Annotated in this window: 18 protein-coding genes and 1 pseudogene; 6 read left to right on the top strand and 13 right to left on the bottom strand. The window is 46.4% G+C overall.

Annotated features, from left to right (window positions below):
* Positions 1 to 22 precede the first annotated feature (22 nt).
* Positions 23 to 3,262, top strand: a complete 3,240-nt coding sequence (locus tag B5G04_RS01480; RefSeq protein ID WP_087395342.1) for a S41 family peptidase — start codon at positions 23 to 25, stop codon at positions 3,260 to 3,262.
* Here the strand turns inward: B5G04_RS01480 and B5G04_RS19240 are convergent.
* The 9 genes from B5G04_RS19240 to aroQ all read right to left on the bottom strand — a co-directional run bounded on the left by B5G04_RS19240 (position 3,169) and on the right by aroQ (position 11,019).
* The gene (locus B5G04_RS19240; protein WP_143270408.1) at positions 3,169 to 3,429 is read right to left on the bottom strand and encodes a hypothetical protein; all 261 of its coding nucleotides are present in this window, start codon (positions 3,427 to 3,429) and stop codon (positions 3,169 to 3,171) included. The two genes, B5G04_RS01480 and B5G04_RS19240, sit on opposite strands and share 94 nt — an antisense overlap.
* 188 nt (positions 3,430 to 3,617) lie before the next feature.
* Complete coding sequence (locus B5G04_RS01490; RefSeq protein WP_087395345.1) at positions 3,618 to 4,997, bottom strand: S41 family peptidase; 1,380 nt, start codon at positions 4,995 to 4,997, stop codon at positions 3,618 to 3,620.
* Complete coding sequence (locus B5G04_RS01495; RefSeq protein ID WP_087395348.1) at positions 4,990 to 5,268, bottom strand: hypothetical protein; 279 nt, start codon at positions 5,266 to 5,268, stop codon at positions 4,990 to 4,992. Before B5G04_RS01495 ends, B5G04_RS01490 begins: the two co-directional genes overlap by 8 nt.
* 102 nt (positions 5,269 to 5,370) lie before the next feature.
* The gene (locus B5G04_RS01500; protein WP_087395349.1) at positions 5,371 to 6,204 is read right to left on the bottom strand and encodes a hypothetical protein; all 834 of its coding nucleotides are present in this window, start codon (positions 6,202 to 6,204) and stop codon (positions 5,371 to 5,373) included.
* Between the two features lie 384 nt (positions 6,205 to 6,588).
* Complete coding sequence (locus B5G04_RS01505) at positions 6,589 to 7,815, bottom strand: FtsX-like permease family protein (protein WP_022038647.1); 1,227 nt, start codon at positions 7,813 to 7,815, stop codon at positions 6,589 to 6,591.
* Entirely contained in the window at positions 7,812 to 8,147 is a 336-nt protein-coding gene (gene rbfA, locus B5G04_RS01510; protein ID WP_022038646.1) for a 30S ribosome-binding factor RbfA, read from the bottom strand. Before rbfA ends, B5G04_RS01505 begins: the two co-directional genes overlap by 4 nt.
* Positions 8,148 to 8,260: 113 nt before the next feature.
* Entirely contained in the window at positions 8,261 to 8,899 is a 639-nt protein-coding gene (locus tag B5G04_RS01515) for a class I SAM-dependent methyltransferase (RefSeq protein ID WP_087210905.1), read from the bottom strand.
* Between the two features lie 110 nt (positions 8,900 to 9,009).
* A complete protein-coding gene (pyk, locus tag B5G04_RS01520; protein ID WP_022038644.1) occupies positions 9,010 to 10,470 on the bottom strand; it encodes a pyruvate kinase in 1,461 nt (486 codons plus the stop codon).
* Positions 10,471 to 10,578: 108 nt separating this feature from the next.
* Entirely contained in the window at positions 10,579 to 11,019 is a 441-nt protein-coding gene (aroQ, locus tag B5G04_RS01525; protein WP_087250416.1) for a type II 3-dehydroquinate dehydratase, read from the bottom strand.
* Between the two features lie 66 nt (positions 11,020 to 11,085).
* On the opposite strand from aroQ, the gene xerD reads away from it, so the two are divergent.
* From xerD to B5G04_RS01545, 4 genes are all read left to right on the top strand, one after another.
* Positions 11,086 to 11,997: a site-specific tyrosine recombinase XerD gene (gene xerD, locus B5G04_RS01530; protein ID WP_087395352.1), complete on the top strand. Its 912-nt coding sequence runs from the start codon at positions 11,086 to 11,088 to the stop codon at positions 11,995 to 11,997.
* 161 nt (positions 11,998 to 12,158) lie between these two features.
* On the top strand, positions 12,159 to 13,835 hold the full coding sequence (locus B5G04_RS01535; RefSeq protein WP_022038641.1) for a tetratricopeptide repeat protein: 1,677 nt from the start codon (positions 12,159 to 12,161) through the stop codon (positions 13,833 to 13,835).
* Between the two features lie 110 nt (positions 13,836 to 13,945).
* Positions 13,946 to 14,953 carry a thioredoxin-like domain-containing protein gene (locus B5G04_RS01540; RefSeq protein WP_087395356.1) on the top strand — a complete coding sequence of 336 codons (1,008 nt, stop codon included), beginning with the start codon at positions 13,946 to 13,948 and terminating at the stop codon, positions 14,951 to 14,953.
* Between the two features lie 19 nt (positions 14,954 to 14,972).
* Positions 14,973 to 16,511, top strand: a complete 1,539-nt coding sequence (locus B5G04_RS01545) for a YifB family Mg chelatase-like AAA ATPase (protein ID WP_087395359.1) — start codon at positions 14,973 to 14,975, stop codon at positions 16,509 to 16,511.
* Between the two features lie 622 nt (positions 16,512 to 17,133).
* Here B5G04_RS01545 and rpsO read toward each other — a convergent pair.
* The 4 genes and pseudogenes from rpsO to B5G04_RS01570 all read right to left on the bottom strand — a co-directional run.
* Complete coding sequence (rpsO, locus tag B5G04_RS01555) at positions 17,134 to 17,403, bottom strand: 30S ribosomal protein S15 (protein WP_022038638.1); 270 nt, start codon at positions 17,401 to 17,403, stop codon at positions 17,134 to 17,136.
* 204 nt (positions 17,404 to 17,607) lie between these two features.
* Positions 17,608 to 18,681: a DNA methyltransferase gene (locus B5G04_RS01560; RefSeq protein ID WP_158098035.1), complete on the bottom strand. Its 1,074-nt coding sequence runs from the start codon at positions 18,679 to 18,681 to the stop codon at positions 17,608 to 17,610.
* Positions 18,682 to 18,848: 167 nt separating this feature from the next.
* Entirely contained in the window at positions 18,849 to 19,592 is a 744-nt protein-coding gene (locus tag B5G04_RS01565) for a hypothetical protein (RefSeq protein ID WP_087208018.1), read from the bottom strand.
* A 65-nt stretch (positions 19,593 to 19,657) separates the two neighbouring features.
* Positions 19,658 to 19,819, bottom strand: a pseudogene (locus B5G04_RS01570) (DNA adenine methylase); the annotation flags it as partial.
* Positions 19,820 to 20,037: 218 nt separating this feature from the next.
* On the opposite strand from B5G04_RS01570, the gene typA reads away from it, so the two are divergent.
* Positions 20,038 to 21,843, top strand: coding sequence for a translational GTPase TypA (gene typA, locus B5G04_RS01575; RefSeq protein ID WP_022038992.1), 1,806 nt, complete (start codon positions 20,038 to 20,040; stop codon positions 21,841 to 21,843).
* The last annotated feature ends 30 nt before the right edge of the window (positions 21,844 to 21,873 follow it).

Raw genomic sequence — 21,873 nt, forward strand, 5'->3', positions numbered from 1 at the left:
GCCTATAAATGCATAAGAGTTTATGAAAAAAACAGTATTAGGATTTATGTTAGGGGTAGGATGCGTATCGCTCCAAGCGATGACACCACTTTGGATGCGCGATGCTGCCATCTCACCCGATGGAAGCGAAATCGCTTTCTGTTACAAAGGAGATATTTATAAGGTGAATGCCAAGGGAGGCGAAGCACTACGACTCACCACACAACCTTCGTATGAATCAACCCCCGTATGGTCGCCCGATGGACAACAAATTGCTTTCGCCAGCGATCGCTTTGGAAGCACCGACATCTTCGTGATGCCCGCCAGCGGAGGCGAAGCACGCCGGCTGACCAGCAATTCGGCAAACGAAACACCTTCGGCCTTCACGCCCGACGGCAAACACGTGCTGTTTTCTGCCTCCCTGCAAGACCCGGCAGAAAGTGCCATGTTTCCCACCAGTGCAATGACCGAATTATATCAGGTGTCCGTAGCAGGCGGACGCACTGAACAAGTATTAGGCACACCGGCGGAAAAAGTGTGCTATGCACCAGCGGGAACCTTCTTCCTCTATCAGGACCGGAAAGGATTCGAAGACGAATGGCGCAAGCATCACACTTCATCCATCACCCGGGACGTATGGATGTATGACACCACCAGCGGTAAACATACCAACCTGACCGCCCGACCGGGAGAAGACCGCGACCCTGTATTGAGTGCCGATGGAAAAACCGTGTACTTCTTGAGCGAACGCAATGGAGGTTCATTCAACGTCTATCGCTTCCTGTTGGACCGCCCTGCTGATGTGCAGCCCGTTACTTCATTCAAGGGAAACCCTGTACGCTTCCTCTCAATGAGCCACAACGGTACACTCTGCTACACCTACGATGGCGAAATCTATACCCAACCCAATGGAGGAAAACCCACTAAGGTCAATATCTCACTTATCCGCGATGAAGAGGAAATGCCCGTCACTTATAATTTTACACGCGGAGCATCGGAAGCTACGGTATCGCCCGACGGCAAACAGGTGGCGTTCGTGGTGCGGGGTGAAGTGTTCGTGACATCCGTCGAATACGGCACCACCAAGCAAATCACCCATACGCCCGAAGCCGAAGAAGGCGTTTCGTTCGGCGCGGACAACCGCACTTTGGTCTATGCCAGCGAACGCGATGGCATAAGCGGACTTTACACCGCAAAAATCTCACGCGAGGAAGAAAAGAATTTCCCCAATGCCACGCTGATAGAAGAAGAAGCCCTGCTTCCCTCGAAAACCGTAGAGCGGAGCTATCCGAAATTCTCGCCCGACGGGAAAGAAATCGCCTTCATCGAAGGGCGTACCCGCCTCATGGTGCTGAACCTGAAGAACAAGAAGGTGCGCCAGGTGACCGATGGGTCTACGTGGTACTCGCTTTCGGGAGGCTTTGACTACCAGTGGTCGCCCGACGGGAAATGGTTTGCACTGGAATTCATCGCCCACAAGCACGAGCCTTATTCGGACATCGGACTGGTTTGCGCCGACGGGAAAAGCCCGATTATCAACCTGACCAACAGCGGTTATACGAGCGGCATGCCCCGCTGGACCATGGACGGAAACGCCCTGCTCTTCACCACCGAACGGTATGGTATGCGCAATCATGCCTCGTGGGGCTCGCTGGACGATGTAATGATGGTCTTCCTGAACCAGGACGCATACGACAAGTTCCGCCTGAGCAAAGAGGATTACGAATTGCAAAAGGAACTGGAGAAAGAGCAGGAAAAAGCGGGTGAAACCGCTTCGAAAGACAAGAAAAAGGATAAGAAAGCGGATGCAAAAACAGATAGCGTGAAATTAATCACGGTTGAACCGGACGGTATAGAAGACCGCATCGTGCGCCTCACGCCCAACTCATCGCGCTTGTCCTCAGCCGCTATCTCGAAAGACGGGGAAACCCTGTACTATTTATCTGCGTTCGAAGGCGGATTCGACATGTGGAAAATGGACTTGCGCAAGCATGAGACCAAGCTTCTGCACAAAATGGACGCGCGCTGGGCGAATATGGAGACCGACCGCGAAGGGAATTTCTTCGTACTGGGAGGAGGAACCATGCAGAAGATGGACGGGAAATCGGAAAAACTGGAACCGATTACCTACCGTGCCGAAGTGAAGATGAACCCCTACGAAGAACGCGAATACATCTTCGACAACATCTACCGCGAGGAAAAGGCACGCTTCTACAACGTGAACATGCACGGCGTGGACTGGAATGCCTTGACGGAGACCTACCGCAAGTTCCTGCCTCATATCAATAACAATTATGATTTCGCCGAAATGCTGAGCGAATGGCTGGGCGAACTGAACGTATCTCATACCGGCGGACGCTTCTATCCCGAACTGGACACCGAAAGCACTGCCCAGCTGGGACTATTGTACGACTGGGAGTATACGGGCAACGGATTGCGCATCGCCGAAATCATCGAGAAAGGACCTTTCGACCGCAAGAGCACCCGTGCCAAAGCCGGTGTGATTATCGAGAAAATCAACGGCCAGACCCTCGAAGCCGAAAAAGACTATACTCCTTTATTAAATGGGCAGGCAGGCAAGAAAACCTTGGTATCGCTCTACGACCCGGAAACCAACCAACGTTGGGAAGAAGTGGTGAAACCCATAAGCAACGGAGCAATGAATGGCTTGCTCTATACGCGCTGGGTAAAACAACGTGCGGAGGACGTAAAACGCTGGTCGAACGGACGTTTGGGCTATGTGCACATCGAATCGATGGATGATTCCAGTTTCCGTTCGGTTTACTCGGACATCTTGGGCAAGTACAACCAATGCGAAGGCATCGTGATAGACACCCGCTTCAATGGAGGCGGACGCTTGCACGAGGACATCGAAGTATTGTTCAGCGGAAAGAAATACTTCACCCAAGTCATCCGCGGGCGCGAGACCTGCGATATGCCCAGCCGGCGCTGGAACAAGCCTTCCATCATGGTGCAATGTGAAGCGAACTACTCGAACGCACACGGCACCCCGTGGGTATACAAGCATCGCGGACTGGGCAAGCTGGTAGGTGCGCCCGTTCCCGGAACCATGACCAGCGTAAACTGGGTAACGACACAAGACCCGACCCTCGTATTCGGCATTCCGGTGGTAGGCTATCGCCTCCCCGACGGAAGCTATCTGGAAAACACCCAGTTAGACCCCGACATCTATGTGCTGAACGCTCCCGAAACGATTGTGAAAGGAGAAGACACACAATTGAAAGCAGCCGTAGATGAATTGCTGAAAGAAATCGGAGAATAAGAAGCTGTTTTGAATTTCTCCAAAAAGTTTTTCTTGGCTTGATGTGTTCGTTTTCGTGTGTGCTTCGGGCGATTTTTTGGTCCTTTTCGCTCCTGTTCTTCGTCAGATAGCCCGCTATCTTCCTCATCACAGAAGCGAAAATGCCTCAAAAACTCATCCCCAATCATCGCACGATAAATTCAAAACAGCTTCTAAAAAGAATGAATAAAAATAATTGATGAATATCCGCAAACGACCCCTGTAGGGGCGTATTGCATACGCCCGAATACGCCAACTTATCCATGTGGATGCTTTTAGGGCGTATGCGATACGCCCCTACAGTTTATTGGGCGGAAATGCGGATATTCATTTAAATTTAATCCCAACATGCATCTTTCCCGTTCAACCAGTCCTTCAATGAAGTTCGTACAAGAGAATCGGGCAATAAACTCGTATCCTGATTCCGTTCATCGGGCCGTACAAAATACGAATGGCTGATGTAAGCTTGGGTTTGGGTATAAGGAAGTTCTACGCAAAGCACATCACCGAAACAGGTCGGCTTTTGGGAGGTAGGAGTCCCGATAATCGGGAAAAGCGCATTGTCTTTGATGAGCGTCAACAGATAATTGGCACTGCTGAAGGTATTCTGCCCTTGAATAAACGCCACTTCTCCATGAAAACGATTGGAAGGCTTCGGCATATCACCGGTAAAATCATTCATTACTTGATGTTGTTCCGCCAACTCCCCTTTCATTGATTCATACTTGTCACGGATAAAAAGCGTAGGATAACACGTTTGCAAGAAATCAGACACACGGATGTAGGAATGAAACGGACAAATATCCCGAAGGGAGACACCCAGAAATTCAAGCAACACATCGCCCAATACACTATTCCCTCCTCCATTATAACGCATGTCTATCACCAGCCGATTCACGTTATGCACCGCCATTGCACGTGCCATTTCATCCAGGAAATCCGCAAACAACGGAAGACTATCCTCCACGGCTTTATCTGGAGAGACCTGCATCAAACGGCATCCTTGCCAATAAGTAAACCGGTCTATCATCGCATTAAACTGAAAATAACACGTATCGCCGATTATCTGATAATGAAAAGGCTCGTTTCTCCTTGCCGTAACCGGATGCGGAACCTGCTTCACCTGATACAAGCCTGATGCACCTTCATGTAAGGACGAAGGCAAACACACTTCACTTCCATCCGCAAACATAAAACGGATAACCGTGTCCGTATCTATCCCCAAAGCGTTCAGAAACGCTTTATTGTTCATAAAAAAGCTTCCCGTAATACAAGCCTTTATCTGATTCTCCGAAGGAACATAAACCTTTAATTTTTGTATCAATGAACCAATCGGACACGCATTAATAGCTATAAGTTCCTTCCCTGTACAATCCGGAACCGAATCCGGAAGACTTCGAAAATAAAAACTCCCCTCATAATAACGTAACGTGAAAGGATAAAGCGATGTATCGTCAAGCATCACAAATGTATGCGCATCTTGAAGCAAAGCCAGCCAACGGTTCAGTTCTACCTGAAACGCCGGACGTTCCATCCGCTCGTCCAACTTATCGCATAAAGATTCGGCATACTTCTCGAAACGTGCAAAAGCCGCTTCATCCACCAGCGGAAGCGGATGAAACGCCTTGATGAAAGCCAACAGATTCATCACTTCATGCTGATACGGATTGCCGGCTTTCTCCTTATATAATATAGGTATAGGAAAAACGTTATCCATTTTCAATCAAATAAAATGCCATACCCACGATGCCTGCCATAACTCCTATTGCACATCCGCACCAGAAATAGAATGCTAATTTCTTCTTATCCATATTGCTTTTCCGACTCATCTGTTTGATCAGGCCCGCCATACTTCCGCCAAACACGCCCAAACCAATACCGATAACAAGTCCGGCTGAAGAGTCTAACACCATTTTCAATATAAAACCAAGAACTACCCCGACACCTGTTCCGATGCCGATATAGCGGTCAGTAATGCTTTCTTTCATTTTATTGCTTTCCTTCCTGTTTTATGTTTCTTTCTTCTTAATCACAATCGCAAAGATAACGATTTACTTCAAACCAGCTACAATTACTATCTATTTTCCTTGTTACTCTTTCAAACAATAACACTTTATCTCCTGCTGGCGAGTATCCAATACGACTTGCGAGAAGCGTTTGAAAAACGAAAGCCCCATTGTGCTTTGAGATGCCAATGTTGCCAACGTCACGTTTTTAAACTGCATTTTATTTACCTCCCCTTGAGCCACTTCATAAATGCTTATCTCATTCCCCGTATCAGCAAAGCCATAACAAGTATCTTTTTTCAAAAAGCAAGCGTCAGACATTTGTTCTATATCCTGCTTTGACAATAAGAAATCACTCCGGTCATATCCCGTATCTATCAATATATGAGAGCATTTGACTCCATTCAGTTCCATTTCCTCCACATAATACAAGCCTCGTTCCTTCTTATAGCGCAAGACCATATCCGGAGTTCCGGAAACAAACGGATGAACATTAGAGATTGTACCTTCTTCAAAGTCAAGCAACCAATTACAACGGTCTATCATGTCTGTGCCTATAACCCCATGGATATGTTGCCATTGAAAACGCCGCGGCAATAAGACGACTGTCCACAAATTTCCTTCGATATTCCCCAGACACGTATAAAACGAAAAATATTTCTTCACTGAAAAATCATTGCCGGCTATATCTTTCGCGTCCGCCTGCATAAAAGGATGAAAAGATTCCGGCACGGTATCAGCATAAAGCAAGGTAATATTCGCTCCCGTATCAAAAAGAAAATTCATCCCGTTCCCGGAGAATGTTACATAACCGTCCTTGTCAAACGCAGAGACAAAAGGATTTATCTTCGGTTTCATTCCGATAAGGACCAACCCGACCGTTGCTATGGATACGATTATGAAAAGAAGTTTTTTCATCTGGACGAACTTATTCTATTCATTGATAAAGGCTCTGCATCAGTTCATGTTTTTACCAATGCAAAGGTAATGTTTTCTATTTATCACGTGAGTTCGGAATCAGAAAAATTGAATATCCGATACGCCTTTACATGGCAATTGAGTAAAATGCTGATATTCAATAAACTTTTGTCTGTCATAACTGTTTTCCTTAAAAAAACATCCCTAAGATAAACAGTTTATGGATAACATGTAAGCGGCACTTTACATTCTGACGACTTTTGCCGAAAATTGAAATAACGAATTAAACTCGTTTTCAATCCGTTGTCTATCTTTTGCACTATGCATTGCCCACACACTCCTTGGGAATGACACAGGCGACACACCAAGTCTTACTAAAAGCTGTCACTTCAGCAACCGCTTGCTAAGATAACGCACGGGATACCACACCGATAGGAAACCTACCACGAGGACGGTGACAAAGACCACTGCCACATCTGTCACTTCCACACTGACGGGATAAGCATCGACCACAAAGCTGCCCGAACTGCCTAATTTTATCAGCCCGAATGCTTGTTGCACCCAGCAGAGTATCAGTCCCAGCACCACGCCCACCGATGCGCCAATAAACGAAATCATCCGTCCCTCGAAAAGGAAGATACGGACTATCTGCTTGTCGCTCGCACCCAGGTTACGCAAGGTTGCCACGTCATCACGCTTATCAATGATGAGCATTGAGAGCGAACCGATGATGTTAAAGCAAGCTATCACGAGAATGAATGTAAGGAAAAGGTAAGAGATAAGTTTTTCCACACGCATGATGCGGTAGGTATCCGCCTGCTGCTCATAGCGGTCTTCCACACGGAAGTCACCACCTAGCTGCTGCTGAATCTGCCGCTTCACCGCTTCGGTATCGGCACCGGGAGCAAGGCGGAGATTGACAGCACTCACTTCGGTAGTGTATTGGAAGAGACTACGGGCAAAGTCGATGGAAGTCAGGATGTAAGAGGCATCGTATTTTTCCTGATTGACCGAAAAAACCAGTCCGGAAGAAAACAGGCTACCGGTGACAAATGCCGTAGAAGGATTGGCAAGGTTCACTTTCGCACCGCGCCTGGGAGCGTACACCTCCAGAGGGTCAAGGAAACGGATGCTGCTGCCCAATGTGGCGAGCAGCTGAATGCCGGGGATGGCATAGTGAGCCACCTCATCGTGCAAGGTCAGCTCACCGCGTCCGTAAAGGATACTGTCGATAGGCGTGAGAATATCGAAGTTGTCTTCCACACCCTTGATAACCGCCATTGCCTGCCTGCCCTGGTATTGCACCATGGCATTGTCTTCGAGCGAGCGCGACCATACCGCTACCTCGGGCATCTGCCGCAAAGCAAGGATACGCGGGTCTTCCCCATCGAACACCTTACCGCGCACTGCTGTAATGCGCAATTGAGGGTCGAAGGCGGTAAAAAACGATGCCACAAGATCTTGAAAGCCGTTGAATACCGACAGGGTACACACCAACGCCAACGTAGCAAGCGCCACTCCACACACAGAGATGGCGGAAATGACGTTGATGGCATTGTGCGACTTCTTCGAAAACAGGTATCGGCGGGCGATATAGAAGGGGAAATTCATTTCTTCAGCAACTCGTCGATGTGTGCGGCATAATCTAACGAGTCATCCACAAAGAACTTCAGTTCGGGGATGATGCGAAGCTGATAACGCACACGGGTACCCAATTCGTAGCGGATGGACTTCACGTTGTCATTGATATTTTTCACTATCTCTTCAGCACGTTCCGAAGGGAACACACTAAGGTAAGCACGTGCATAACTCATATCGGGGCTAATACGCACCACACTTACCGATACCAACACGCCGTGCATTGTCCGCGTCTGCTGCTGGAACATCTCGCTCAGCTCTTTCTGAATCAGCCGGGCTATCTTGTTTTGTCTGGTTGTTTCCATATATTTCTTTGGTTTATGTTTTCAAGTGGCTAGTTAACAGGTACTAGATGACTAGGTCTTAAATACATTGGTTTATCATTTATACCTGTCAACTAATGCCTAGTACCTGCTACCTATAGTTTTCGAATTATCGTCAACCCGTCCCGCAAGGGAAGGATAACTTTTTCCACACGCCGGTCGGAAGCTACATGGTCATTGAACCGCTTGATGCCGATGGTCTGTGCATCAGCACTCCGGGGTTCTTCCAGCACATGTCCGTCCCACAGCGTATTATCAGCAATGATATACCCTCCCTTGCGGAGCCGGGGCAGTATCATCTCGTAGTAATCTATGTAGACCCGCTTGTTGCCGTCGACAAAAGCAAGGTCGAACGTGATGTCCATCGTAGGCACTATCTGCAAGGCATCGCCAATATAGAAGCGGATGCGGTCGGCATAGGGCGAACCTTCCAGCCACGGACGGGTAAAATCTTCCTGCTCGTCATTGATTTCAAAGGTATGGAGCATCGCCCCTTCTTCCAGTCCCTCTGCCAGACACAATGCCGAATAGCCGCTGTACGTACCTATTTCAAGCACCTGCCGTGGACGTATCATTGTGACAAACATCTTCAGCATCCGCCCCTGCAGGTGTCCCGAAGCCATACGGGGACGCAACAACTTGACATGCGTAGCCCGATAGAGCGCCTTCAGGTAATCGCTCTCCTCATCAATATGTCCGAGGATATATGCATCCAATGCGTCGGTTTCTTTCATATCTCAGTTGACCAGTTGACAAGGTACTAGTTGACTAGGTTTTAAATAGCCAGGTTGGCTTAGTATCTAAAACCTAGTCACCTGGTACCTAGTTAACTAGTCACCTCTAATTATAAATATCTGTTCCGGTTCGGCAACACATAGTTCTCGGTATCTTCCAGCACATCGTCCACCTGGTTGATTTCGAGGAACGAAGTGTGCGTGCCTTTCTTACCGCCGCTCAGGTATGCTACCATTTCTTTCGGAGTCAGCACACCGTCGCTCAGCAACTTACGCAATGCCGTGAAATAATACTCCTGTCCGTTTGCCTTTTCGGGCATATAGATAGCCTCCACTCCATACGACAAGGCAAGATGACGCATTGTCTTTTCCTTGTAGCAGATGGCAAGCACAGGATATTTACCACGGAAAGCAGCCAGATTGCGTGCCGTACGTCCACTGAAGCTGTCGGTAATGATGGCACGGATAGGCATCAGTGTGGTGGCACGTACCGCCTGTTTTGCCAGGAAGCTGGTCACATCAGTATTGTCCGGAGTCAAAGGAATAGGTATGTCGTTTTCTTCCATCTTGTCTTTTTCCGCCTGTGCGGCAATCTTTGCCATGGTCTTCACTGCCTCTACCGGATATTTGCCGTATGCCGTTTCGCCACTCAGCATCAGGGCGTCGGTGCGGTAATAGATGGCATTGGCAATGTCGGTCACCTCGGCACGGGTAGGACGCGGATTGTTTATCATCGTGTGAAGCATCTGGGTAGCCACAATGACCGGTTTGCGTGCCAGGATACATTTTTTGATAAGCTTGCGCTGGATGCCGGGGATGCGCTCCTGCGGCACTTCGATGCCCAAATCTCCACGGGCTACCATCACCCCGTCTGCCACTTCCAGAATCTCATCGATATTGTCCACACCCTCCTGATTTTCGATTTTCGCGATAATCTGGATATCACTCTGATGAGCGTCGAGTATCTCGCGGATATCAAGTACATCCTGCTTGTTGCGCACAAAAGAGTGGGCGATAAAATCGATATCCTTTTCGATGGCATACAAGATATTATTACGGTCTTTTTCCGTGAGCGAAGGCAGATTGATACGCACGCCAGGCACATTCACGCTCTTGCGGTTTCCCAGTGTAGCATCATTGCAAACTTCGCAGAACAAGGTATCTTCGTTCTTGTCTATCACCCGCAGCTCCAGGTCGCCATCATCAATCAGTACATCTGCACCCACTGACAGGTCGTTTACAAATCCCGGATAGCTGACGGCGATGCATTCATGCGTCGTTTCCTGTTCGGGTTTGCCGACGATAGTTACCCGTTCGCCGGTCTTGAAATCGATGTGTCCTTCGGCACTTGCCGTTGTACGCACTTCCGGTCCTTTTGTATCCATCAGGATACCGATTCGGTTGGATACTTGGCGCACATTATTAATTAATGTCTCGAACCCTTCGCGGCTGGCGTGGGCAGTATTCATACGCACCACATTCATCCCCGCGTTAAACAGGTCGCGGATAAAATCGACATCACAACGTAAGTCTGAAATAGACGCAACGATTTTTGTTTGTTTGAGCATCATATAGTTTTAAGTTTTTAGTGTTTATATTTGAGGTGACCAGTTGACCAGACACTAGGAAATAGGTTCTAAAATGCTTTACCTAACATCCAGTCAACCAGTATCTAAAACCTAGTTCCTAGTACCTGGTCTACTAGTACCTAGAAGCGCTTCCAGAGCCAGCCGGTACGAATCCAGGCCGAAGCCACAAATCACGCCTTTACACGCACACGCTATCATCGATTTGTGCCGGAACTCTTCCCGGGTATGCACATTCGAAATATGAACTTCGATGACCGGAGTGGTAACAGAACGGATAGCATCCTGCAAAGCGATAGAAGTATGAGTGTAAGCTCCGGCATTCAGGATGATTCCGTTGGAAGAAAATCCCACTTCATGAATCTTGTTGATTAGCTCGCCCTCCACGTTCGACTGGAAATAATCGAGTTCCACATCGGGATAACGCTCTTTAAGTGTCTGATAATAGTCTTCGAACGAAGTCGAACCATAAATGGAAGGTTCGCGTTTCCCCAACAGATTAATATTGGGACCATTGATTATTTGTATCTTCATCATATTCACGAAGTAAACTTTTTAATAACTTTGCTGCAAAATCCGGCACAAAGATACGAAAAAGAAATGAAAACCAACGAGAAGATTATAACAAAGTACCGACAATACCTGAAATTGGAAAAGTCTCTGTCGGAAAACACCATACAAGCGTACCTCACCGACCTCGACAAACTCCTCGCCTACTTCACTCTGGAGGGCATCGACTGCACAGAAGCCACCTTGCAGGATCTGGAAAACTTCTCAGCCGGCCTCCACGATATCGGCATCCACCCTCGTTCGCAAGCCCGCATCCTTTCAGGAATACGCTCGTTCTACCGCTTTCTTACCCTCGACGACTATATCCGGCAAGACCCGAGCGAACTGCTCGAATCACCACAGATAGGCAAACACCTTCCCGACATACTGACCGTGGGAGAAATAGATGCACTTATCGGAGCCATCGACCAAGGCACCCCCGAGGGCCAACGCAACCGCGCCATTCTGGAAACCTTGTACAGCTGCGGACTTCGCGTATCGGAACTCTGCAACCTCCGGCTATCCGACCTCTACCTTTCCGAAGGCTTTATCAAAGTGGAAGGCAAGGGAAACAAACAACGCCTGGTACCCATCTCTCCCCGTGCCGTCAACGAGCTGAAGAATTACTTCGTAGAACGCGAAGAAACAAAAATCCGTCCCGGTTACGAAGATTTTGTCTTCATCAGCCGGATAGGCAAGAACATTTCGCGCATTATGGTGTTTCATATAATAAAGGAGTTGGCAGACCAAATCGGACTAAAAAAAAGCATCAGTCCCCATACTTTCCGCCACTCGTTCGCCACCCATCTGCTCGAAGGCGGTGCCAACCTGCGTGCCATCCAGTGCATGCTGGGACACGAAAGCATCGGCACCACCGAGATTTATACCCACATCGACCGCAATATGTTGCGGCAAGAAATCATCGAACACCACCCACGGAACAAGAAAAAGCAATCCGAGTGAGCACTTTTGCCCCGTTTTAATCTTTTTTTTAGTATCTGTTTAAAAAAAACGAGCAAAAAGTTAACAGCTAATGGAGTTTTTCTTATCTTTGCCCCAAATATAAAAACGAAGTAAAAAAACCAACTAGATTATATTTTATAACAAACCAAATAGTAAAAATCATGATTAAAAAGTTGTATTTGCCCTTAGTGGCATTGTTAGTTCTTGCTTTCTCTTCATGTAGCAAGATGGGTGAATTAGACCCGAGCTATTTCACAACTGATCCTGAAGTATTGGAAGCTATCGGTGGCAAGGTGCCTGTAACTATCACGGGCAAGTTCCCTGAAAAGTATTTCAAGAAAAATGCGACCGTTGAAGTCACTCCGGTCTTGAGATGGGATGGTGGCGAAGCCAAAGGCCAACCCGCCAAGTTCCAAGGCGAAAAAGTACAAGGCAACGACCAGACCATATCTTACAAGGCTGGTGGTACTTATACGATGAAAGCCTCTTTCGACTACGTTCCGGAAATGGCTAAATCTGAACTGTATCTTGATTTCAAAATCAAGAAAGGAAAGAAAGAATACACCATCCCTTCTGTAAAGATTGCCGACGGTGTAATCGCTACATCTGAACTTCCGACCGTTGAATCAGCCAATGCAGCCTACGCAGCAGACGCTTTCCAACGCATCATCAAGCAGGCTCAGGAAGCTCAAATCATGTTCTTGATCCAACAGGCTAACATCCGCGCAAGCGAACTGAAGTCAGAAGGCATCAAGGATTTCAACAAGAAAGTGGTTGCAGTAAACGGCGACAAGAAAAACTTCAAGTTGAACAACATCGAAATCTCTGCTTACGCATCTCCGGATGGTGGTGTGAAACTGAACACCGGTTTGGCTGAAGACCGTCAGGAAAACACTGAAAAGTACCTGAACAAGCAATTGAAGAAAGGCGAAATCGAAACTCAGGTTGACGCTAAATATACTGCACAAGACTGGGAAGGCTTCCAGGAACTGGTTTCTAAATCAAACATCCAGGATAAAGACCTCATCTTGCGCGTCTTGTCTATGTACCAAGATCCGGAACAACGTGAAACTGAAATCAAGAACATCTCTTCAGTTTACAAGACCTTGGCAGATGAAATCCTTCCGCAATTGCGCCGTGCACGCCTGACCGCCAACTACGATGTTATCGGACGTAGCGATGAAGAAATCAACGCCGCATTCGACGCGAAAGAAGACTCTATCAGCGTAGACGAATTGCTGTATGCAGCTACCCTGACTCAGGACAACGCACGCAAGGAAGCCATCTACAAGAGAGCTATCGAAAAATATCCGAACGATTACCGTGCATACAACAACCTGGGTATGATGTCATACGCAGCAGGCGACCTGAACGCTGCTGAAAACTACTTCAAGCAAGCCGCAAGCAAAGACGCCAACGCTGCCGAAGTCAACACCAACCTCGGTCTGTGCGCATTGTGCAAAGGCAACGTAGCTGATGCAGAAACTTACCTGAGCAAGTCTACTGGTGCTAATACCGCTAACGAAGCTTTGGGTAACCTCTACATCAAACAAGGTCAGTACGACCGTGCCGTACAAGCTTTCGGCGACACCAAGACCAACTCTGCTGCCTTGGCTCAAATCCTGGCTAAGGATTACAACAAAGCTAAGAGCACATTGTCGGCAGTTAAGAATCCGGATGCTTACACTGACTATCTGATGGCTATCGTAGGTGCACGCACCAACAATGCCGACCTGGTTAAGTCAAGCATGGCTAAAGTGGCTCAGAAAGATGCCAACTTGAAAGCAAGCGCACAAAACGACCGCGAATTTGCTAAATATGCCAACGAAATCCAATAATCTTATCTGATAGATTTCAATGAAAGCCGGAGTGCAAAACGCATTCCGGCTTTTTTATTTCAAATAATTTATGTACATTCGCAGGCAAATCAATATATATCCACAGAGCCATGAAGACAATTGCTCCACTCGTCGCACTTATCATGCTTTCCCTTTCTGCCTGCAAGAAGGACAATCGCTTTGTGCTACACGCCGAAATGACAGGCTTGTCCGACAAGCCCATCCTCGTAATATACGATGACCCCGTGTCACGTCTTGATACAATTTTCCCGAAAGAAGGCAAGTTCGAATATGCTTTCCTTCCAGACACCATCACCATTTTCCGGCTTGTTTCCACAGAAGGAGAAGTGATTCCGTTTTTTGCAGACCGTGGGCAAGAAGTCAAGTTGGCAGGCACATTCGGACAACCCGACATACAGGGGAGCGGAGACAACGGAGCATACGGAACTCTATTAAAAGAACTGCAACCGCTAAAAGACTCTACATCCATTGTACAAACAGTAGAAAAGTTTATCCAGACGCATCCCACATCGTTTGCCTCTGCCTACCTCATCAACCGATACTTCATCCAGGTGCCCCAACCCGATATGGAGAAAATCGACCAGCTTATCGCCCCTTTGGCAGGAAACATCAAGGACAGCCGCTTGCTTAGCATCGTACTGAAGGCTTTGCCTTCCCAGTCCGACCTCAAACGGACATCGGAAGGATACGTCAACTATTTCTCATGCAAAGACCGAAAAGGGAAATACATCTCGTGGAGTGGAGAAAAAGACAGCTACACCCTGCTCAACTTTTGGGCTAGTTGGAACCCGGAAAGCATAACCCGACGCGATTCGCTGGCAACCTTGGTTAAAAAGTTCCCTGAAAAACAATTCAAAGTCCTGAACATTTCACTGGATTACGAAAAAGACAAGTGGCTGAATGCATGCAAGGAAGATACCAAACAATGGATAGAAACCTGCGACTTCAAAGGCTGGGACAATGTTGTGGTCAAACAAAACCAAATCCACACCCTTCCCGACAATATCCTGATAGGAAACAACCGTAAGATTTTCGCAACCGGCCTGTACGGCCAGCCGCTCTATGACAAAATAAAAGAACTGACAACAAAAAAATAAACCTTAAATACGACCTTAAATGCTAATCAAACTCTTCGGCGCCGCCGTACAAGGAATAGACGCCACCATCGTCACTATCGAAGTGAACAGCTCACGGGGAATCAAGTTCTTCCTCGTAGGACTGCCCGACTCTGCCGTAAAAGAAAGCCATGAACGCATCGTTGCCGCCCTGCAAGTCAACGGATACAAATTTCCTACCTGCCAGATAGTTATCAACATGGCTCCTGCCGACATCCGCAAGGAAGGCTCATCGTATGACCTGCCGCTGGCACTTGGCATACTGGGAGTGACGGGTGCCGTAGCTACCGACAAGTTCGACCGCTACCTCATCATCGGCGAACTGAGCCTGGACGGAAGCCTGCAGTCCATCAAAGGTGCCCTTCCCATAGCTATCTGCGCCCGCCAGCAAGGTTTCGAAGGCTTCATCCTGCCCAAACAGAATGCACGCGAAGCCGCCGTGGTCAACAACCTGAATGTATATGGCGTGGAAAACATCACCGAAGTCATCGACTTCTTCAATGGCAAGCGCGAACTGGAACCTACCGTCGTCAACACCCGTGAGAAATTCTACCGAAGCCAGTCGAACTTTCCTTTCGACTTTGCCGATGTAAAAGGGCAGGAGAATGTAAAGCGCGCACTGGAAGTAGCAGCAGCAGGCGGCCATAACCTTATCATGGTAGGAGCACCAGGAAGCGGCAAGTCGATGATGGCGAAATGCCTTCCCAGCATCCTGCCTCCGCTCTCGCTTGCCGAAAGTTTAGAAACTACCAAGATTCATTCTGTAGCAGGCAAGTTGGGAAAAGACTCGTCACTTATCGCTGTCCGCCCGTTCCGCAGCCCACACCACACCATTTCGCAAGTCGCCATGGTAGGCGGAGGCACCAATCCCCAGCCGGGTGAAATCAGCCTGGCACACAACGGCGTATTGTTCCTCGACGAGCTTCCGGAGTTCAACCGAAGTGTACTCGAAGTACTCCGCCAGCCGCTGGAAGACCGGCGCATCACCATCTCACGTGCCAAATACACCTTGGATTATCCTGCCAGCTTCACCCTGATAGCTTCTATGAATCCCTGTCCGTGCGGCTATTACAACCATCCCACACGTCATTGTGTCTGCACACCCGGACAGGTGCAGAAGTACTTGAACCGCATCTCCGGCCCACTGCTCGACCGCATTGATATTCAGGTAGAAATCGTCCCCGTACCGTTCGAGAAGCTTGCCGAACGGGAGAAAGGCGAATCGAGTGCCGCCATCCGCGAACGTGTGATACGTGCCCGGCAGATACAGGCAAAGCGTTTTGCCGACCTTCCTGGCATTCATTGCAATGCACAGATGACCTCTCGCCTGCTCCACCAATATGCCCAACCCGACACACACGGCATGAATCTCCTGCGCACCGCCATGGAACGCTTCAACCTCTCTGCCCGTGCCTACGACCGCATATTGAAAGTCTCCCGCACCATTGCCGATTTAGACGGAAGCGAAGCTATCCTCCCTCGCCACCTTGCCGAAGCCATCAGCTACCGCAATCTGGACCGGGAAAACTGGGCAGGATGATTTGCTAATAGAATAAGAAGTAAATAATGCGAATCAGGAGTTAAAAAGGGGTTATAAGGAGTTATCGCCCGCTTGGTGGGCTGGGAGTTAGATACCAAGACCTTTTGTACCGCTTTCAGAAGCAAGGCTATTGGCCTTTAACTTCTGAACGAAGTGATAACTCTTGGGAAATAACTACGTTTGACTCCTGATTCGCATAAATATAATGAAAGAATGTGAGTCTGCCTCAAAATGAAAGTTGATTTCATTTTTGAAACAAACTCATTCTTTGCCGAAAAAACAGAGTCATTTACCTTCTATAATGCCGTTGCATTACTTCCCTCAATAATAAAAAGCCTGTTTACTTCAGGAAAAAAGCGTTCCATTTCATTCTAAAATTCAATATTTGAATGTCCTTTAGATTTGCCAACCCGACCCCATTGAAAATGAAGATATACTTCGTTGGCTGATGAAGTATATCTTCGTTGGCGGTTGCAGTATATATTAAACTGCCGATGAAGTATATCTTCGTTCGCAGAGGGCCTATATTGTGCATAGTGAGACTCCCAAACAAAGAAGAGTGCCGTCTATCCTCCTCGGACAAACGGCACTCTTCTTTGTTTCGTTCGCTCTAAGTAAAGCCTTACTTACGCAGACCAAGCTCTTTCACGATGTTACGATATCTTTCGATGTCGTTACGCTTCAAGTAGTCGAGCAATGCACGACGCTTACCTACCAGCTTGGTCAAAGATCTTTCAGTTGTATAATCTTTTCTGTGGAGCTTCAAGTGCTCTGTCAGGTGAGAAATACGGTATGAAAACAATGCAATCTGAGATTCGGGCGATCCAGTATCAGTGTTAGACTTTCCGTACTTTTCAAAGATTTCTTGCTTTTTAGCTGCGTCTAAATACATAATTTTGACTGTTTTGTTTATATAATATAAATTCTATTTGCGGGTGCAAAGATAGGAATAATCTTTCATCCAACAAACACTTTTGCAAAATATCTTCCAAAGAAGATGCTATACAAAACAATTTAATCCTACAGCTATAAAAATACAAAACATAAACCAACAAAAAGTCTCCTAATAAATGATGCAAAATTTGTACTTCCGCAATTAAAAAGGCAAATCACCATAACACGTATCATCTTCACCGACAGATGTAATGCCGATGCTGTCCAAAAGGGCGATGTCTTTAATCTTTTTGCGGAATTGCATAAGTACAGATATTTGCTCGATTTCTCTTTTTCGATTTTGGCTAAGAATTAAATATTCTTTCTCTTTGTCAATACCCAAGAAACGTCTTCCAAGAAGATTGGCAGCGATGCCAGTGGTACTGCTACCGGTAAAAGGGTCTAGAATCCATGCGCCGCTGTGGGTAGATGCCAGAACAATACGCGACAACACTGCCAACGGTTTCTGAGTCGGATGTTTGCCACATGTCTTTTCCCATCGGGCAATGGCTGGCAAATGCCATACGTCTGTCATTTGCTTGCCGCTGTTAATTTGTTTCATTACATCATAGTTATAACAGTGAGGTACTTTTGCCGACTTACGTGCCCAAATGATAAACTCCGTTGAATGAGTAAAATAACGGCATGAAATATTAGGAGGAGGATTCGTTTTTGCCCAAGTGATTACGTTTAGAATTTTGAAGCCTTGCTCCGTCAGAATATTGGCGATAGAAAAAATATTATGGTATGTGCCACTGACCCATATCGTACCATTGTCTTTCAACTTCTGCCGGCACTCGTTTATCCATGCCCTGTTGAATGCATCCATGTATTCCGGCGTTCCGCCCTTGTCCCATTCGCCCTTGTCCACACAGACCACCTTACCGCTTTGCACACTTATACCTCCATTGCTAAGGAAGTAAGGCGGGTCGGCAAATATCATGTCGAACTTGAAACTGAATTGCTTCAACAGTTCGATGCAATCGCCGTGGAGGAGGGTGAAGGTGCGGTCAGGGGAACGGAAATAAGGAGATATGAGGCTATTTGAAGAAGGAAAATAATCTATTGAAGGATCATTCCTTTCACAAATATCTACCTCTATAAAATCAGAAGCATCGAGTATAATCTTCTCATTCTCATATAAGCCTTTTACAATCCTATACGCTTCTTCTACGGATGAAGATTGGACGGCTATTTGCTTTGATAATGTTTCTGTTATTTCAAAGTTGTATTCCATTATATATTCATATTTGGAATACAAAAGAATATCAAAAAACATTCATAGAGGACAAAAGATCTTTATATAACTCTTTTGATCAGAAAAGATCATTTGGAGTAGGTGCTTTAATTCTATATTTCAGGCATTTGCGAATTTATTGATTTTACATCATGTTAAAAAGTGATCTATATAAAGATTGGATTTTTCTGGTTCTCAATGGTCTGATTATATAGTTTATTTAATGCATCATAACTTAAAAACTTTACCCTTTTATTATTAACCAATTCTTTGAATGCTCCATAGTGTAATTTCTTATCAAACTCATTCATGCGTTTATTATCAGCCACAATGAACATCTTACTATAAAAATCTTGTAAATCAAAAAATTTAAGAAGAGAGTTTTGTATATCTGTAGAATGTTCCACTTCAAAAAAAGCACATGGCATTTTTCGTTCATTAAACCAAATAACATCTATGGTTGAACTTCTATGAACTAATTCCGGAAAAGAGAAATGAGGTATAGCATTAAGTGTACGGATATCTTTTAATGTACCACTTGCATATTTTTTATTCTTATCTTGTTCAGGCACATACGTAAAAAACTTTCGGCAATTACCGATTTCTAACAAGAGACCTTGATAATACGAATGATTAAAATCTTTCATTATTGTCGAGTCTGTATTATGTTCATTTTCGACAATAAAACCATTAGCTTCAAGTTCCTTTTGACAGGAGATTAAAGCCCATAATCCCGGCTTTATCTTGTATATTTCTTTACGTTCCTGTACTATTCTTCTTATACTTGCAAATGGTGTTTTAGTATTCCATTGGCAGTCTTCTATTTTAAAAACCTCTTGATAAAGTTGTCCAAGGGTCGCAATTCCTCCTAAACGCTTTAGTGTTTCAATAACAGCCTCATACTGTTTCATAAGAATGTATTGGATTAAAATTTATGTCATTGATTATATTAGGTTAGGAAGTTAATGTATTATCCAAATAACACGGCACCTCCTCCCACAAAAGGTTCTACATAAACGATGTCCTTCTTTTGTGAAAAGTCCGATGGTAAAGAACGTCTTATATCTTCCAGAAGTTGTGTCTTTCCACCTACCCACTTCACAAAAGGTTTTGCAGATGTATATGTTTTACTATGCATATTCAGTATAATTATAACTTACAGCACAAAGATATAAAATCTATTTGAGGTAAGCTAATATCCATAATTATTCTTGCAGAGCAAATTAACAATACAAACAGAGCAAATTTAATCCTCCAATCATAAAAATACAAAATATAAACTTAACAAATACACTTGAATTGATTCGAATAATTTGCGGAAAAATAGTAACTTTGCACCCAAATAATAGGTATAGTATGCAAGACATTAGAAACATTGCCATCATTGCCCACGTCGACCATGGAAAGACGACGCTGGTAGACAAGATGATGCTGGCGGGACACCTGTTCCGCAACGACCAGACCAATGGCGAACTGGTGCTGGACAACAACGACTTGGAACGTGAAAGAGGGATAACCATCCTTTCGAAGAATGTATCTATCAACTATAAGGGTACGAAAATCAATATCATCGATACGCCGGGACACGCCGATTTCGGTGGTGAAGTGGAACGTGTATTGAATATGGCAGACGGATGTATCCTGCTGGTAGACGCTTTCGAAGGCCCGATGCCGCAGACACGCTTCGTGCTGCAAAAGGCATTGCAAATCGGATTGAAACCCATCGTAGTAGTGAACAAGGTGGACAAACCGAATTGCCGTCCTGAAGAAGTATACGAAATGGTGTTCGACCTGATGTTCAGCCTCAACGCAACAGAAGACCAGCTGGATTTCCCCGTGCTCTATGGCTCGGCAAAAAACAACTGGATGGGTGAAGACTGGAAAACGCCTACCGGTACCATCGAACCGCTACTGGATGCCATCGTAAAATATATCCCAGCCCCCAAGCAACTGGAAGGCACACCACAGATGCTCATCACCTCGCTCGACTATTCTTCATACACAGGGCGTATCGCCGTAGGACGCGTGCATCGCGGAACTATCAGCGAAGGCATGAACATCACGCTGGCAAAACGTGACGGACAGATGCTGAAATCGAAAATCAAGGAAGTGCATACATTTGAAGGACTGGGACGCAAGAAAGTGCAATCGGTCTCATCGGGTGACATCTGTGCTATCATCGGCATAGAAGGATTCGAAATCGGTGATACCATCTGCGACTTCGAAAATCCGGAGCCACTGCCCCCTATTGCCATCGATGAGCCTACGATGAGCATGTTGTTTACCATCAACGACTCTCCTTTCTTCGGGAAAGAAGGCAAATATGTGACTTCTCGCCACATACAAGACCGCCTGATGAAAGAGTTGGACAAGAACCTTGCCCTGCGCGTCCGCAAGACCGAGAATGAAGACGGCAAATGGATTGTATCGGGACGTGGTGTGCTGCACCTTTCAGTACTGATTGAAACCATGCGCCGCGAAGGCTACGAGTTGCAGGTAGGCCAGCCACAGGTTATTTACAAAGAGATAGACGGGGTACGTTGCGAACCGATTGAAGAACTTACCATCAGCGTTCCCGAAGAATTTGCCAGCAAGATGATTGACATGGTGACCCGCCGTAAAGGTGAAATGGTTTCGATGGAAACGCAAGGCGACCGTGTGAACATCGAGTTTGATATGCCATCGCGCGGTATTATCGGATTGCGTACCAACGTATTGACTGCATCGCAAGGAGAAGCCATCATGGCACACCGATTCAAGGAATACCAACCCTACAAGGGAGATATTCCCCGCCGTACCAACGGATCGATGATTGCCATGGAGAGCGGGACTGCCTTCGCGTATGCCATTGACAAGCTGCAAGACCGCGGCCGCTTCTTCATCTATCCGCAGGAAGAAGTATATGCCGGACAAGTAGTAGGCGAACACGTACACGAAAACGACCTGGTGGTAAATGTCACGAAATCGAAAAAGCTGACCAACATGCGTGCATCGGGTTCGGACGACAAGGCACGCATCATTCCACCGGTGGTATTCTCGCTGGAAGAAGCACTGGAATACATCAAGGAAGACGAATACGTGGAAGTAACCCCCAAAAGCATGCGTATGCGTAAAATCATCCTCGACGAGACCGAACGCAAACGTGCGAACAAAAATAATTGATACTCTATATTTTAATCAATGCAAAGGTGC

This window comes from Bacteroides sp. An51A, from assembly GCF_002161565.1.
GTDB classification, from domain to species: Bacteria; Bacteroidota; Bacteroidia; order Bacteroidales; family Bacteroidaceae; genus Phocaeicola; species Phocaeicola intestinalis.

Bases quoted from the DNA above. Each gene is read 5' to 3' on its own strand.
- aroQ (WP_087250416.1), bottom strand. From the start codon at position 11,019: ATGAAGATACAAATAATCAATGGTCCCAATATTAATCTGTTGGGGAAA.
- B5G04_RS01505 (WP_022038647.1), bottom strand. From the start codon at position 7,815: ATGAATTTCCCCTTCTATATCGCCCGCCGATACCTGTTTTCGAAGAAG.
- rpsO (WP_022038638.1), bottom strand. From the start codon at position 17,403: ATGTATTTAGACGCAGCTAAAAAGCAAGAAATCTTTGAAAAGTACGGA.
- xerD (WP_087395352.1), top strand. From the start codon at position 11,086: ATGAAAACCAACGAGAAGATTATAACAAAGTACCGACAATACCTGAAA.
- rbfA (WP_022038646.1), bottom strand. From the start codon at position 8,147: ATGGAAACAACCAGACAAAACAAGATAGCCCGGCTGATTCAGAAAGAG.
- B5G04_RS01500 (WP_087395349.1), bottom strand. From the start codon at position 6,204: ATGAAAAAACTTCTTTTCATAATCGTATCCATAGCAACGGTCGGGTTG.
- B5G04_RS01535 (WP_022038641.1), top strand. From the start codon at position 12,159: ATGATTAAAAAGTTGTATTTGCCCTTAGTGGCATTGTTAGTTCTTGCT.
- pyk (WP_022038644.1), bottom strand. From the start codon at position 10,470: ATGATGCTCAAACAAACAAAAATCGTTGCGTCTATTTCAGACTTACGT.
- B5G04_RS01490 (WP_087395345.1), bottom strand. From the start codon at position 4,997: ATGGATAACGTTTTTCCTATACCTATATTATATAAGGAGAAAGCCGGC.
- B5G04_RS01565 (WP_087208018.1), bottom strand. From the start codon at position 19,592: ATGAAACAGTATGAGGCTGTTATTGAAACACTAAAGCGTTTAGGAGGA.
- B5G04_RS01545 (WP_087395359.1), top strand. From the start codon at position 14,973: ATGCTAATCAAACTCTTCGGCGCCGCCGTACAAGGAATAGACGCCACC.
- B5G04_RS19240 (WP_143270408.1), bottom strand. From the start codon at position 3,429: ATGATTGGGGATGAGTTTTTGAGGCATTTTCGCTTCTGTGATGAGGAA.
- B5G04_RS01495 (WP_087395348.1), bottom strand. From the start codon at position 5,268: ATGAAAGAAAGCATTACTGACCGCTATATCGGCATCGGAACAGGTGTC.
- B5G04_RS01560 (WP_158098035.1), bottom strand. From the start codon at position 18,681: ATGGAATACAACTTTGAAATAACAGAAACATTATCAAAGCAAATAGCC.
- B5G04_RS01515 (WP_087210905.1), bottom strand. From the start codon at position 8,899: ATGAAAGAAACCGACGCATTGGATGCATATATCCTCGGACATATTGAT.
- B5G04_RS01480 (WP_087395342.1), top strand. From the start codon at position 23: ATGAAAAAAACAGTATTAGGATTTATGTTAGGGGTAGGATGCGTATCG.
- B5G04_RS01540 (WP_087395356.1), top strand. From the start codon at position 13,946: ATGAAGACAATTGCTCCACTCGTCGCACTTATCATGCTTTCCCTTTCT.
- typA (WP_022038992.1), top strand. From the start codon at position 20,038: ATGCAAGACATTAGAAACATTGCCATCATTGCCCACGTCGACCATGGA.